The organism is Rhodococcus ruber (genome assembly GCF_027270735.1).
Lineage (GTDB): Bacteria > Actinomycetota > Actinomycetes > Mycobacteriales > Mycobacteriaceae > Rhodococcoides > Rhodococcoides rubrum_A.
This window is the reverse complement of sequence record NZ_JAPWIJ010000008.1, coordinates 134997-148990: the sequence shown is the minus strand read 5'-3', so window position 1 is coordinate 148990 and position 13994 is coordinate 134997. Positions and strand designations below refer to the sequence as shown.

The window sequence follows — 13994 nt, the reverse complement described above, 5'->3', positions numbered from 1 at the left end:
CACCCGTCAGGCGGGTCCGGATGCCTTGTCTCGGTACATCAGTTCGTCGGCCCGCTGGATGAGCCGCTCGCTCGATTCGTCGGGTTCTCGCACCGCGACACCGACGCTCACCGACACCCCGAGCAATCGAGATCCGAACGGCACCGGCTCGCCGCAGATCGCCTCCCTGACCGACTCCGCGAGCCGCGCGCTGTCGAACGAACTTCCGCCGACCCCGTCCGTCACCGCGAACACGAACTCGTCTCCCGCGTATCGACCGACGACGCTGCCTTGCGGCGACCACTGCTGCAGTCGACGACCTGCGGCCTCGAGCACAGCGTCCCCGGCAGCATGACCGTGAGCGTCGTTGATCGACTTCAACCGATCGACATCGACGAACACCAAGGCAACCGGACTGTCGGCCACCGCCCATTCGTCGACGTGGGCCAACAGCGGCCCTCGCCGCAGCAGGCCGGTCAGATCGTCGCGTTCGGCGCGATCGCGCCAGTGCACGGTGTCGTCGACGACGGGATTGACCAGGTCGAGCAATGCGACGATGAACCGCCGACCGGCGATGGTCGAGATCCCCACATGCATCCAGCACGAGACGACCTCACCATCGCTGCGCCGTACTCGACGCAGGGCACCGATCGGCCCCTCGGCATCGGATGAGCCGGCCGCGGGGAAACGGTGCTCGAGCTGCACCGCCATCTGCTTGGCCGACGCGCGATCCCCGAGAGGTACGAAATCGGCCACGGGTCGACCGAGCATGCCCTCCACCGGGCAGTCGAGTACCTCTTCGCACAGCGTGTTGGCACCGACCACCTCGTACTGCATGGAGTGGACCATGGCCGCCATCGGGACAGACGCGACAAAATCTGCCACGGCCGCCCGCTGCTCGTCGGTGATCGCCTCGTCGAGGGTGCCGTCGCTCACGACACTGCTTCTGGTGACGCCTTCGCTCATGACACGCACCATCGATCCACTGATAGAAGTTTCCGCCCCAGGCCGAACAAGATCCCGCAACAATACTGTTCTCGGGCAAAAGCATCGACGAGCGTCGTCAGCTCTGCAATGCGAACGACAGATCTTCGGCGGAAGTCACAGGACGGTCGCAGACGAAGCCGCGACACACGTACGCCGTTTCGAGGCCGTCGACGGGCGGACGGTCCATCAGCAATACGGACGAATCCGTTTCGCCCGCAACGACAACCGAGCCTCCCGGTGCCAATCGTCGGGCGGCGGACGTCAGGTCGCCGCCCGGCGCGGTCGACACCGCAATCTGGATCGGGCCGGATGCGGACGCTTCTGCGACCGCCAGCCAGTGCCCACCGGACCTGGGCGCGCGCTCGAGGATCAACGCCGCTCGCGCCAACGACGCTGCCGCCAGTTCGCCGTACCGCGCCGAGGATGTGTGATCGACCAGAGCCGCAGCTGTGAGCAACGCCTCTGCCATCGTGGATGCTCCCGATGGGGTTGCCCCGTCGATGGGATCTCGGGGCCGGGTCACGAGCGTCTCCGCGTCGTCGGCGGTGTCGAACCAACTGCCGGCGTCGTCCGGGTCGGCGAAGTGCTCGATCGCCGCATCGAGGAGCGAGACCATGCGCTCGATCCATATCAAGTCTCCGGTGGCTTGGAACAGCCCTGCCGCGGCAACCGCGAGGCACGCGTAGTCCTCGAGCACTCCGGTGGCGTCCCCCACCGCGCTACCCAGAGATGCGCGACGCACCCGCCCCGATTCGACGTGCGCGGCGAAGAGTTGCTCGCCGCATTCGACCGCCGCGTCCACCCACTTCGGCGTGTTCGACCCGATTCCGGCCTCGACCAGCGCGGTGATCGCCAACCCGTTCCACGCGGTGACCACCTTGTCGTCGCGGCCGGGCTGCGGCCGGATGGCGCGAGCGTCGGACAGCGCCCGACGTACCCGGGCGAACCGGTCGTAGTCCTCGGGTTCGGCGGGCAGTTGCAATACCGACATGCCTGCTTCGAACGTGCCTGCCGAATTCACTGCGAACAGCCCCGCAGCCCACACCCCATCCTCGAAGCCGAGAGTCTCGATCAATTGCTCCGGCGTCCAGGCGTAGGTCAGGCCCTCGACGCCCTCGGTATCGGCATCGAGCGCCGACGCGAAACAGCCGTTGGCCGTGCGCAATTCACGGAGCATGAACTCCGCAGTGTCCGACGCCACCCGCCGAATCAGAGGATCGTCGTCGACCCGGGACGCGTGCGCGTAGAACCTGAGCAGCAATGCGTTGTCGTAGAGCATCTTCTCGAAATGCGGGACGATCCACTCGGCATCGACGGAGTAGCGCGCGAACCCGCCGCCGAGTTGGTCGTAGATGCCCCCGCGCGCCATCGCCGACGCGGTGCGTCGAACCACGTCGAGAACCTCACCGTTGCCGGTGCGCTCGTAGTGCCGGAGCAGACCCTCGAGCAGTGCGCCCGGCGGAAACTTCGGCGCCTGGCCGAAGCCCCCGAAGGTCGTGTCTTCGTCGGCGCAGATCGCTGCGACGGACGCGGCCAGAAAATCGGCGTCGATCGGCCGTCCGCCGGCCGGAATTCCGGCGCTCTGCTTACGCAGTTCGGTGACGATCGCCGCGGACGCGTCGAACACGTCTTGTCGGCGGGTCGACCAGGTGTCCGCAATTGCGGTGAGCAGCTGCTCGAACGACGGCATTCCCTGCCGCGGGGTCGGTGGGTAGTAGGTGCCGCAGTAGAACGGTTCGGTCTCGGGGGTGAGGAAGCAGGTCATCGGCCACCCGCCCTGACCGGTCATCGCGACGGTGGCGTTCATGTACACCGAATCGAGGTCCGGTCTTTCCTCGCGGTCGACCTTGATGCACACGAAATTCTCGTTCATCAGCGCCGCGGTGGTCTCGTCCTCGAACGACTCGTGGGCCATGACGTGGCACCAATGGCACGCGGAATAGCCGATCGACAGCAAGATCGGAACGTCGCGATCGCGTGCGGACTGCAGAGCCTGCGGTCCCCACTGCTGCCAGTGCACCGGGTTGTCCGCATGTTGCCGCAGATACGGACTGGTGGACTCGTCCAGCGCATTGGTGTTCAGGACCGTGGCGTCGAGCATCAGGTCTCGTCGGTTGCGGCAGGTTTTGCCGGACTCTGTTCCGGCGGGGTGGTGGTGGCGATTCCGCCGCGGTCGGTGCCCTCGTCGAGCGCCTGATCCAACGTCGGATCCTCTTTCTCGAACGTGGCGGGCAGACGCTTGATCTTCTTGTTCATGGACCAGATCAGCAGGGCTGTTCCGACCAGCAACGCCACCAGGATCACCAACCCGATCGGCGACGACTTACCGAACTCGGGGCCGGTGGGCTGCTGGGCGAGAATCGAGACGATCACCGGTCGGTCTCTTCGATTCCGGCGAACAGGTCCGTCTCGGGCAGCGAGGTCGCCACCCGGGTGCGAGCCAGCTCGAATTCCTCGGTGGGCCACAATTTGCGCTGGACGTCCAGCGGCACCGCGAAGAACGATCCATTGGGATCGATCTGTGTCGCGTGCGCGCGGAGGGCGTCGTCGCGTTGCTCGAAGTAATCACCGACGGTCACCTGGGTGGTGATGCGGCCGATGATCTCGTCGCGCTGGCCGTCCCATCGCTTCAGCCAGTCGACGAACGGGCTCTCTTCACCGCGGTCGATGAACCAATCGTGGAACAGCTGCATGCGCTTACGGATGAACCCGTGGGAGTAGTACAGCTTGAGCGGAGTCCAGGGCTCACCCGCGTCGGGGAAGCGTTCGGGATCGCCCGCGGCCTCCCACGCGGCCATCGAGACCTCGTGGCAGCGGATGTGATCGGGATGCGGGTAACCGCCACGCTCGTCGTAGGTGGTGATGACGTGCGGCTTGAACTCGCGAACCACCTTGACCAGCGCTTCGGTGGAGACCTCCAACGGCACCAGCGCGAAGCAGCCCTCCGGAAGAGGTGGTAGCGGGTCGCCCTCGGGCAGTCCTGAGTCCTCGAAGCCGAGCCAGGTCTGCTGGACACCGAGGATGCGAGCGGCCTCGGCCATCTCTTCGCGCCGAACCTCGTGGATACGCTCGTGCACTCCCGGAATGTCCATCGCTGGATTGAGAATGTCGCCCCGCTCGCCACCGGTGAGGGTGACGACCAGTACGTCGTGTCCTTCGGCCGCGTAGCGAGCCGTCGTCGCAGCACCTTTGCTGGACTCGTCGTCGGGATGGGCATGTACTGCCATGAGCCGCAGTCCGGACACGTTCTTCCTCACCTCGGATTCGCCTGGTTCTTGCCTGCCCTATAGTTCCACCTGACGCCGACAGGCCCCCAGCGGCACCCCCGAATCGACCCCGAGAGCGGCCATGACCAACGCACTTCCCGCAGGTAGGTACCCGTCGGGTTCCGGTCCCAGCGGAATTCGGCAGGCCCCGAAACGTGCGACGAAGATCGCACTGGTGGCCCTGGTTCTGCTGGTCGGACTGGGCGTGGCCTACTACGCGTACTCCAAGTTCTCGGTCAAACCCATCGAAGGCAGCCAGCTGTCGTTCGACATCGTCGACGACTCCACGATGTCCATCCGTTTCAGCGTCACCCGACAGGATCCCGAGCAACCGGCCGTGTGCATCGTCCGTGTCCGCTCCCGCGACGGTTCCGAGACCGGCAGGCGTGAGGTGTACATCCCACCGGAGTCTTCGTCCGGCACCGTCGAGCTGACCACCGAGGTGACGACGTCGTCCGACCCCGCGGTCGGTGACGTGTACGGCTGCAGCCTCGATGTTCCCGAATATTTACGAGCCCGATAGGCGAACTACCTGTTCGTGGTAAGCTCGGCACATACACGGCCGCCGTAACAGGTGCCGTGTATTGCTGCATTGCGGGCAGGGTTCACCTGCGAACGATGACGACGGCTCCAGGATGCGGGCCGACCAAGGGGATCCAACCATTGGAGTCCCCTGTTCGTTGCGTGCCCTACCTGCTCAGAAAACGGAATCGATATCGAGATTCCGACTACGAGGGAGTGATCGAGATGACCGAGACCCAGGTGACCTGGCTGACCCAGGAATCACACGACAGGCTCAAGAGCGAACTCGACCAGCTCATTTCCAATCGCCCCGTCATCGCCGCCGAGATCAACGAGCGTCGCGAAGAGGGCGATCTGAAGGAGAACGGCGGCTACCACGCTGCGCGCGAGGAGCAGGGCCAGCAGGAAGCACGCATTCGCCAGCTGCAGGAACTGCTCAACAACGCGAAGGTCGGCGAAGCGCCCACCCAGTCCGGCGTGGCACTGCCCGGATCCGTCGTCAAGGTCTACTACGACGGCGACGAGTCCGACACCGAGACGTTCCTCATCGCCACCCGCGAGGAAGGTGCCCGCGACAGCAAGCTCGAGGTGTACTCCCCCGCGTCGCCGCTGGGCGGATCGCTCATCGACGCCAAGGTCGGCGACACCCGTGAGTACACACTGCCCAACGGCAAGACCATGAAGGTCACGCTCGTGAGCGCGGAGCCGTACCACACCTGAGCCTGCTCACCGAAGATGTGCTGCACCCCCGGTCGCTCGGCGACCGGGGGTGCACTCGTCTGGGCGGTTCAACACTGTTCGTACACGTACGCCGCATTTGACGGGGACACCAGGCCTCGATCTCGCAGAATCGTGACGGACGGCCGATCCTGTCGGGCACACAGCCGATCGAACGGCTCCGGGAGGTTGTCGGTGTACTCGATGTCGTACACCCGTGCTCCGTATGCCGAAGTGTAGGAGCCACATTCGTCGTAGGCGAGACACTCCTCGGCGACGGCGAAATCGAATCCGACGTCGTCCCTCATCCGACCGGCTCCGTCCGGGGTGTTCTTCTGCGCGATCTCGATGCCCGACGCATGGGCACGGTCTGCGTACAGGCGCGCCAGTGCGAGTACCGAATCCTCGTCGATCGAATCCGGGAACCGAGTCCAGCTGTCGAGGTTGTCGATTTCGACGGCGTCGAATCCCCGTGCGGCGCAGCCTTCGATGATCGGCCCGATCACCGCGTCGATCGCCGCACGCTTCTCGGGTGTACCCGGGTCGAGGATGTGCTCGTCGGGCCAGTCCGGATCGACCACGAGCTCGCCGCCCGCATCGCGCAGCAGTAGGTCCGGATTCCACTCGGCTCCGGGCTGAGTCTGAAGACCGTTGACGTAGCAGATCGACAGTGCGCCGGGCAGCGGCTCGGCGGTCGAATCGCGCACGACGGTGTCGAGACCGCCGGGCACGTCGTACGCCGCGCCGAGTTGGTAATCGAATCGCTCGTTCTGTACCGGGTCGGTCTGTGTCGGGTCGGTCTGTGTCGGGTCGGAACTGCATCCCCCGAGCGCTACCGCGGCGGCCAGCAGGCATGCTCCCGCCGCCGCAGTACGCATCAGGCGGTCATCGTTTTCTGGTACTTGCGTACCGACAGCGGCACGAACACCACGAGCATCACCACAACCCAGATCAGGGTGTAGAGCACTGGATTCTGCAGTGGCCACACCTCTGGCGGCGGTGCCATCGGATTGGTGTTGCCGAATTGCTCACGTACCGCCAACGTCACCGAGGAAATCGGATTCCATTCCGCGATCGTCTTGAGCACGCTCGGGAAATTGTCGATCGGGACGAAGGTGTTGGCGATGAACGTCAACGGGAAGATCACGATGAACGACGCGTTGTTGAAGATCTCCGGGGAGCGCACGATCAACCCCACCAGAGCCATCACCCACGAGATCGAGTACGCGAACAACAGCAGCAGCACGTAACCCAGCAGGGCGTCGAAGAACGACGACGTGATGCGCCAGCCCACGATGAGTCCGGTGATCGACATGATCGTGATGGTGACGATGTTGTTGCCGACGTCGGCGGCCGTGCGTCCGATGACCACGGCCGACCGCGCCATGGGCAACGACCGGAAGCGGTCCATCACACCCTTCTGCAGATCCTCGGCCAGGGAGGATCCGGTGATCGACGCACCGAAGATCATGGTCTGGACGAAGATGCCGCCCATCAGGAAGCTCTTGTAGTCGATGCCGGGCACGTCGATCGCACTGCCGAAGACGTACGCGAACAACAGCACGAACATGATCGGTGACAGCGTCGCGAAGAACAGCAGATCGGGAACTCGCTTGAGCTTGATCAGGTTTCGTTTGGTGATGATTGCCGAATCCAGGAGAACGTTGCTCATTTCTCTTCCTCCGCAGCCTCGGGCTCGCCGGTCGTCTGACCGGTCAGAGACAGGAACACATCGTCGAGGTTCGGCCGTCGCAGACCGACGTCGACGACCCCGATCCCCGCTGCTTCGAGATGGCTCAACGCCGAGGAAAGATCCTTGGATCCGCCGTTGACCGGCATGACGATGCGACCCACCTGCTCGTCCAGGGTGGGCGGCTCCACGCCGAGCGGTGTCAGGATCTCCTTGGCACGATCGGCCTGAGATCGGTCGGTGAGCACGAATTCGACTCGCTCGCCGCCTGTTTGGGCTTTGAGCTCGTCAGCTGTGCCGCGGGCGATGATCTTGCCCTTGTTCAGCACGATGATCGAATCGGCCAGCCGATCGGCCTCTTCGAGGTACTGCGTGGTCAACAAGATGGTCGTTCCGTCGCGCACGAGGTCTGCGATGAACTCCCACATGGTGATTCGGCTGCGCGGATCGAGGCCGGTGGTGGGTTCGTCGAGGAACACCACCCGTGGTCGTCCGATCAAACTGGCCGCGATGTCGAGTCGACGACGCATACCGCCGGAGTACTGCTTGGCAGTGCGATCGCGCGCGTACTCCAGGTCGAACCGCTCGAGTAGTTCACCTGCCCGCTTTTTCGCCTCCGCCTTGCGTAGGCCGAACAGCCGGCCGACCATCTCGAGATTCTCGTAGCCGGTCAGATACTCGTCCACGGCCGCGAACTGGCCGGTCAATCCGATCGTGCCCCGAACCTCGTTTGCCTGCTTCAGCACGTCGAGACCGAAGATCTTCGCCGAACCGGACGTCGCCTTCAGCAGCGTGGCGAGAATGCGGACAGCCGTCGTCTTGCCGGCACCGTTGGGGCCGAGTACACCCAGCACCGTGCCCTCGGGAACGGTGAAGTCGATCCCACCCAGCGCGACGTTCTTCCCGTACCGAAGTACCAGGTTCTCTACTTCTATAGCGTTCGCCATGGCCCTGTCCCCGTTTCTTCCGCTGTCGGTATAAGGACTTCCGAACGCGTAGAGATTAACCGGTTTCTATCGGACCGGGCGTCCACAGGCCCGAACGCTGGACCTCGGTGGCGGTGATCTGCGCCGGCTCCGCCGTCTCGTCGTAGGGCGTGTACTGCTCGATCGACCCCCAGTCTCGATCCCAGTCGCCGGACAGATAGGACGGAATCGTGCGGGCCGAGGCCAGGATGTCGATCCACCCGAGCGGCCCGCCACCGTAATGGTCCTGCCACGCATTGGTGATGACGGCACCGCTGCGGTCGGGGAGCACCCGGTAGCCCGGCACCTCGGCGACGCCGACGCGGTGGTCGAACGGATGCTGGCACGGGAAGTTGAAGCCGACCTCCCAGTCCAGCAGCACGGGAGTCTCCCGGCCGACGACCTCGTTCAGCGTCTGGGTGCGCGGTACTCGCGGCGGGGTGATCGCGAGCCACTGGTCGGGATCGCGATCGGTGTCGGAGAGCACCAGGCGAATCGTATTGGCACCGGCTGGAATCTGGTCCATGGGAACTCGCAGGTTGCGCCACGACGGCGTCGGGCCGATATCGATCGGCGTCACCCGACCCTGTGCGCGACCGTCGACTCCGTACTCCAGCTCGAGGCTCTGGCCGTACGTGACGATGCCGTCGGAGTTCACCGAGCGGATGCGTCCGGCCGCGGCGATGGAGATCAGGTCACCCGGATCTGTGGGCAGCGCGTACCAGCCGGTGGTCAACGTGGCAGGGGTATCGGATCCGAACGATCCGAGCACCGGAACGGTTGCCGGGTCCAAGCCGAACGGAAGTGCGCTGCCGCCGGTTCCGGCTCCGGTGGTCGACGTCGACTGCTGTTGGTCCTCGGTATCGACGGTGTTCGAGGTCCCCGACGCCGAGGCCTCCTTGTCCGCGGTGAGGTCGCGCGCCACGCCGTCGGGGGTGAACCCGTCGTTCTCGGCACCCAGCGCGACGAATGCATCGCCGCTGACCGGTTGCAGCACATCAGCGTTGGGGTCGGTTTCGAGCAGTACGTCGTTGGCCAAACCGCACGTGTTTCCGGCCAGCGCCGAGACGTTCGATTTCGCAATCGAGTACGACGGCCACTGCGCCACAGCGCCCTTGGCCATCGATGCCACGGCCAGTAGCACCATCAATGCGGCCGCAACGGCGATCGGCGGGACCGACCACCACCGCGCCAAGGGCTTGTCGGTGCGTACGTACGGCGCGCGGAGGTGGAACCACACGGCCGCGAGCAACAACACCAGCGTCAGTCCGAGGAACATCGTCGAGATGCCCAGGCCCGCGACCAGAATCGGCTTGTCCCAGAACGGAACTCCCCAGGCCGAGACGTACCAGTAGCCATTGGTTCCGGTGAACGCGACGGCCAGCAGGAAGGACACCGCTGCGGCGAACAACAGTCGATTGCGCCGCGAGCGCAGCACTGCCGCGCCGGTCGCCACGGCCGCCAGGACCGCAACCGAGGCGGCGAGACCGGCGAACACTCCGAAATGGTGAGTCCACTTGGTCGGGGTGATCATCATCAGCGCCATGGACCCGACGGTGATACCGACGATCCGACGCGCGGGACCGGTTGCGGTGCCGGGGATCTTGCCGCCCTTGCGCAGCATCGCGACAACTACCGTGATCAGCGAGACGATCATGACGAACACCCCGAACCGGCGCGCGAGCGAGCCGTCGATGTCCATGTTCATCAACCACTGGTAGCGCAGATATTCGTCGAACCAGGCCTGACTCGGCCCGGCCACAGTGTGCACGCGTTGCATCTCGAGCATGCCCGCCACGGTCTGGTTGCCGAAGGCGAACACCAGTACCACCGTGCCCGACGCCACCAACGGGGCCAGCAGTGTCAGGGCGACGCCCAGTGCAGCACTGCCGAACTCGCGAGCGCGGGCCACGACGATCTGCAGAACCGGTCGGGCTCCGGCGATCAGCGGCGCGAAGCAGATGAATCCGGACGGGGCGCACGTGACTGTCAGTGCCGCGATCAGAATTGCCGCCGCTGCGGGCAGCAACCTGCGGGTCGCTATGGATCGCTCCACCGAGCACCACGTCAGCAGCACGCCGATGGCCACGAACGGTTCCGGTCGCAGGCCGTTGTTGTACGGCAACCAGAACGCGAGCAGTACCAGACCACCGGTCCACAGGGCAGTCTTCGACGCACGAGCGGCGGCACCGAACCGTGGGATCACCTCACGACTGATGACGAGCCACGCCACGACGGCACAGATCAGCGTGGGCAACCGCATCCAGACACTGGCGGTCGAGACGTGTGAGAGGAGGGTGAACATGTCGTACAACGGCGTGCCGAACGGTGTCTCGGGCACACCGAAGTACCGGAAGTAGTTGGCCATGTATCCGGCATGATCGGCCGTGCGGGCCATGCCGAGTTGATAACCGTCGTCGGAAGTGTTCGCGCCGATGACGTGCCACACCAACAGCGTTCCGATCACCACCGCGTCGACCAGCCCGAAAGTCCACCAGCGACGCGGTAGGAACCGTCGGGCACGCCGGCCGTCGGACAGGTCCAGGCGGTGCAGCGCCACCAACGAGACGAGGGTGGCGAGCACTCCGACGATCATCGCGAACCACTTCAGGATGCTCGGCGTCGAGGAGAAGCGGCTGTCCAGCTCGGCCTGCAGCTGCAGACCGGGAATGCTCCCCTGAAGATCGCTGAACACGCCGACCATCTGTGGCCGGACGTCGCCGTCGCGCGTCACGGTGTCTTCGCCGGTCAGGCCGACCGTTGTCGCAGTGCCGTTCGAGGTGATCGTCAGCGAGCAGTCGCCCGCAGTCGATGGGCTCAGTTCCGAGACCGGCTTCTCGAGGAGAACCGAATCTCGCAGCGTCACTTTCAGTTGCGACGCCTCACCGCCGGTCACTTCCGCGACGAGACCGTATCGATAGGCGTCGGGCGATCCCTTGGGCGAAGTGGACAGCAGCATCCCGCCGCTGGGAAGCCTGGCCGCGGCGTCACACGGGACGGTCGCATCGACGCTGATCGGCGTGTAGCCGACGAGCGGAGCTTCGACATTGCCGACAGTGTCGCTCTGCGGCCAGGTCAACGACGACTGCTGCTGCTCGATCGGCAACAGCGGTATCGAGATCGTCAGCAGAATTCCCAGGACAGCGGAAACGATCGCGACGAGCCGAGCCATGCAAATATCTCCCACTGATGTCCTGGTCCAGGTCGCTGATCAAGGTACCAGTGCCACCTGTGTGGACCGGTCCGTCAGTGCCACAAGGTCACACCGTCGGGGCCGGAGATCGACAGCACCCCGGCGGTCTCGGCCACCGACACCACACGTGGATCGGTTCCGTCCGGCCATGGCACCGACCACAGCACCACACCGTCCGACGCACGGATTCCGTGCATACCGGTGTAGTCGCCGAACACGTAGTGCTCTCCGTCCGTCGCACCTGCCTTCGCCCAATATGCGTCCTGCCATGGGGTCACCCATCGCGTCACGCCGGTCTCCAGATCTATTCCGGACAACGTCCGATCAGTCGACGAGCCGACGATGACGGTGTTTCCGACCACCGCAAGAACAGCCGTGATGGCGCCACTCACCTCGTATTCGAGCATGTGCGGGTTTCGCCACAGCTCGCGGGCAGTCTCGGAATCGTACGCACCGTCTCCGAGGAACAGCGGAATCTCGTTGTCGCGCTTACTGACCGGGTAATCAAAGCTGTGGCCGTACGTGGGGACTTCGATGGTGGTGCGAACGGAACCTACGCCGTCCAGCAGTCTCTCGGTGCGTGATCCGTCGGCATTGCGGATCGACTGTAGGAACAGGTCGTGTCGCAAAGCCATGAGACTCTCTCCGCTGAACGTGAATCGATCTGCGCCCGAATCGATGTCGAGTATCGAATACGTCCCTTGCGCGTACAGCGTCGCAACGCCGATGTCGGGTAACACCGCAGGTGACACGGGCACACCCAACACGGGGGTAGCCGCGTCGCGCCTCCAGTAGCGGCCCGGATCGGTGAACGTACCGCTCCACAATCTCGCCGAGAACATGTCCGCACTGCGGGTGGACACATACGCGACTCCTGCAGCAACGCGCACGTGATACACCGGAAAATCCGGGTCCGGATCGAGGTCGCCCAGAATGGAACCGTTCGTCACGTCGAGGTATACGACCCGGTCGTCTCCATAACAAGCAAGAACGACGTCGTCGATCGTCTCTGCGCACTGCCGGACGACGCCGAGGTCTGCTCTCCACAGCTGGGTTGCCGAGCTGGGGTCGAGCGCAGCGACAACGACACCGACGTCGCCCACCCCGTAACCGCCAGTGGCAGCGCCGACCAGAATCGGGGCATCGTCACCTGGCACCGACGGCAGATAGAACGCCGATCGATGCTCTGAGTCGCCGACGTTCGCGGTGTCGACTGTCCACACCGAACTCGGCCGACTCGCCAATCCGCCTGATGCGATGCGCAAGTCACGAGCAGGTGGCTCTTCTACGTCGGCCGAGCATGCAGACACGACGAGAACCAGCGATGCCGTGAAGAGAGCGCAGATGAACGAGCCTGATCTGCCCTCAGTTCTCGACACTGACCGCATATCCCGCTGCGCCCAGGGCGTCGAGCACCGAGCCTCGGTGATCCGGTCCGCGTGTCTCGACGGTCAACATCACGTCGACTTCCTCGAGGCCGAGCCGGCCACCCGTGCGGGAGTGGACGACGTCGACCACACTTGCGCCGGCGTCGCGCACCACCCCGAGCACTCCGGTGAGCCCGCCCGGTCGGTCCGAAATGGTCACGCGCACAGCGAGATAACGTCCACCCGCCCGGAGACCGTGGGTGATGACGTGGGTGAGCAGCAGCGGATCGATGTTTCCGCCGGAGAGGATGGCACACACCGAGCCGGTCAAACCGAGCTCGTCGGCCGAGTGCGTCATCAGCGCCGCCACTGCGGCTGCGCCCGCTGGTTCGACGATGAGTTTGGCGCGCTCGATGCACAGCACCAGCGCCCGCGACAGAGCGTCCTCGCTGACGGTGACGACGTCGTCGACCAAGCCCTGCACATGATCGAACGGCACCGATCCGGGCAGGCCGATCGCGATGCCGTCGGCCATCGTCGACATCGATTTCAGCGCGATCGGGTGTCCCGCCTTCAGCGACGCGGGCCAGGCAGCAGCGCCTTCTGCCTGCACCCCGACGATCCTGATGTCGGGCTTGGTCAGCTTGACCGCCGCGGCGACACCGGCCAGCAGTCCCCCGCCGCCGGTGGGGATCACGATGGTGCCGACGTCCGGCATCTGCTGCAGCAGTTCGGTACCGAGCGTTGCCTGCCCGGCGACGATGTCGAGATGATCGAACGGATGAATGAGGGTCGCGCCGGTACGTTCGGCGAATTCCCGCGCCGACTTCAGCGCCTCGTCCACGGTGTTGCCCACCAGATGCACCGTCGCCCCGTATGCCTTGGTGGCCACCAGCTTCGGCAGCGACACGCCTACCGGCATGAACACCGTGGACTCGATTCCCACCTGCGACGCGGCCCACGCGACACCCTGAGCGTGGTTGCCGGCGCTGGCCGCGACCACCCCGTGGGCGCGCTGTTCAGCGTCGAGCTTGGCTATGCGGTTGTACGCCCCGCGTGGCTTGAACGATCCGGTTCGCTGCAAGTTCTCGCACTTGAGGCGCACCTCGTGGCCGGTCAGATCCGACAGAATCCGCGAGGCCACCACCGGAGTCCGGCGCATGACCGGTTCCAGCAGCTCCTCGGCCGAGGCAATATCCGACGCGGTCACCCGCACAATTTCCGACACAGTCGCAGTATGCCAGGAACAATTACTCCCATGACGGCATCCGACGTCGGTCGTCACTACAGTTGTGGAGCGCGAGCCGC

At 64.9% G+C, this 13994-nt stretch carries 12 protein-coding genes; 2 read left to right on the top strand and 10 right to left on the bottom strand.

The window, feature by feature from the left end:
* Positions 1 to 6: 6 nt before the first annotated feature.
* From O4220_RS19395 to mca, 4 genes are all read right to left on the bottom strand, one after another.
* Positions 7 to 945: a GGDEF domain-containing protein gene (locus O4220_RS19395; protein WP_269607111.1), complete on the bottom strand. Its 939-nt coding sequence runs from the start codon at positions 943 to 945 to the stop codon at positions 7 to 9.
* A 97-nt stretch (positions 946 to 1042) separates the two neighbouring features.
* Positions 1043 to 3067, bottom strand: a complete 2025-nt coding sequence (locus tag O4220_RS19390; protein WP_269607110.1) for a thioredoxin domain-containing protein — start codon at positions 3065 to 3067, stop codon at positions 1043 to 1045.
* On the bottom strand, positions 3067 to 3339 hold the full coding sequence (locus O4220_RS19385) for a hypothetical protein (RefSeq protein ID WP_032401989.1): 273 nt from the start codon (positions 3337 to 3339) through the stop codon (positions 3067 to 3069). Before O4220_RS19385 ends, O4220_RS19390 begins: the two co-directional genes overlap by 1 nt.
* Positions 3336 to 4211, bottom strand: coding sequence for a mycothiol conjugate amidase Mca (gene mca, locus O4220_RS19380; RefSeq protein ID WP_170944756.1), 876 nt, complete (start codon positions 4209 to 4211; stop codon positions 3336 to 3338). The genes O4220_RS19385 and mca overlap by 4 nt, the downstream gene beginning before the upstream one ends.
* Before the next feature lie 103 nt (positions 4212 to 4314).
* Here mca and O4220_RS19375 point away from each other — a divergent pair, with 103 nt between their 5' ends.
* Both O4220_RS19375 and greA read left to right on the top strand, forming a co-directional pair.
* A complete protein-coding gene (locus tag O4220_RS19375; RefSeq protein WP_032380516.1) occupies positions 4315 to 4755 on the top strand; it encodes a DUF4307 domain-containing protein in 441 nt (146 codons plus the stop codon).
* A 224-nt stretch (positions 4756 to 4979) separates the two neighbouring features.
* Positions 4980 to 5474: a transcription elongation factor GreA gene (gene greA / locus O4220_RS19370; protein ID WP_027498150.1), complete on the top strand. Its 495-nt coding sequence runs from the start codon at positions 4980 to 4982 to the stop codon at positions 5472 to 5474.
* A 68-nt stretch (positions 5475 to 5542) separates the two neighbouring features.
* On the opposite strand, the gene O4220_RS19365 is transcribed toward greA, so the two are convergent.
* The 6 genes from O4220_RS19365 to ilvA form a co-directional block, all read right to left on the bottom strand.
* Entirely contained in the window at positions 5543 to 6349 is an 807-nt protein-coding gene (locus O4220_RS19365; protein ID WP_269607106.1) for an endo alpha-1,4 polygalactosaminidase, read from the bottom strand.
* Positions 6349 to 7143, bottom strand: coding sequence for an ABC transporter permease (locus O4220_RS19360; protein WP_032380514.1), 795 nt, complete (start codon positions 7141 to 7143; stop codon positions 6349 to 6351). The genes O4220_RS19365 and O4220_RS19360 overlap by 1 nt, the downstream gene beginning before the upstream one ends.
* Positions 7140 to 8108 carry an ATP-binding cassette domain-containing protein gene (locus O4220_RS19355; RefSeq protein WP_269607104.1) on the bottom strand — a complete coding sequence of 323 codons (969 nt, stop codon included), beginning with the start codon at positions 8106 to 8108 and terminating at the stop codon, positions 7140 to 7142. Before O4220_RS19355 ends, O4220_RS19360 begins: the two co-directional genes overlap by 4 nt.
* A gap of 55 nt (positions 8109 to 8163) precedes the next feature.
* Complete coding sequence (locus O4220_RS19350) at positions 8164 to 11298, bottom strand: arabinosyltransferase domain-containing protein (RefSeq protein WP_269607103.1); 3135 nt, start codon at positions 11296 to 11298, stop codon at positions 8164 to 8166.
* A gap of 74 nt (positions 11299 to 11372) precedes the next feature.
* Positions 11373 to 12629 (bottom strand): PQQ-binding-like beta-propeller repeat protein, encoded by a 1257-nt coding sequence (locus tag O4220_RS19345; protein WP_269607101.1) that lies wholly within the window; start codon positions 12627 to 12629, stop codon positions 11373 to 11375.
* A gap of 55 nt (positions 12630 to 12684) precedes the next feature.
* Positions 12685 to 13848 carry a threonine ammonia-lyase gene (ilvA, locus tag O4220_RS19340; protein ID WP_269607270.1) on the bottom strand — a complete coding sequence of 388 codons (1164 nt, stop codon included), beginning with the start codon at positions 13846 to 13848 and terminating at the stop codon, positions 12685 to 12687.
* Positions 13849 to 13994 lie beyond the last annotated feature (146 nt).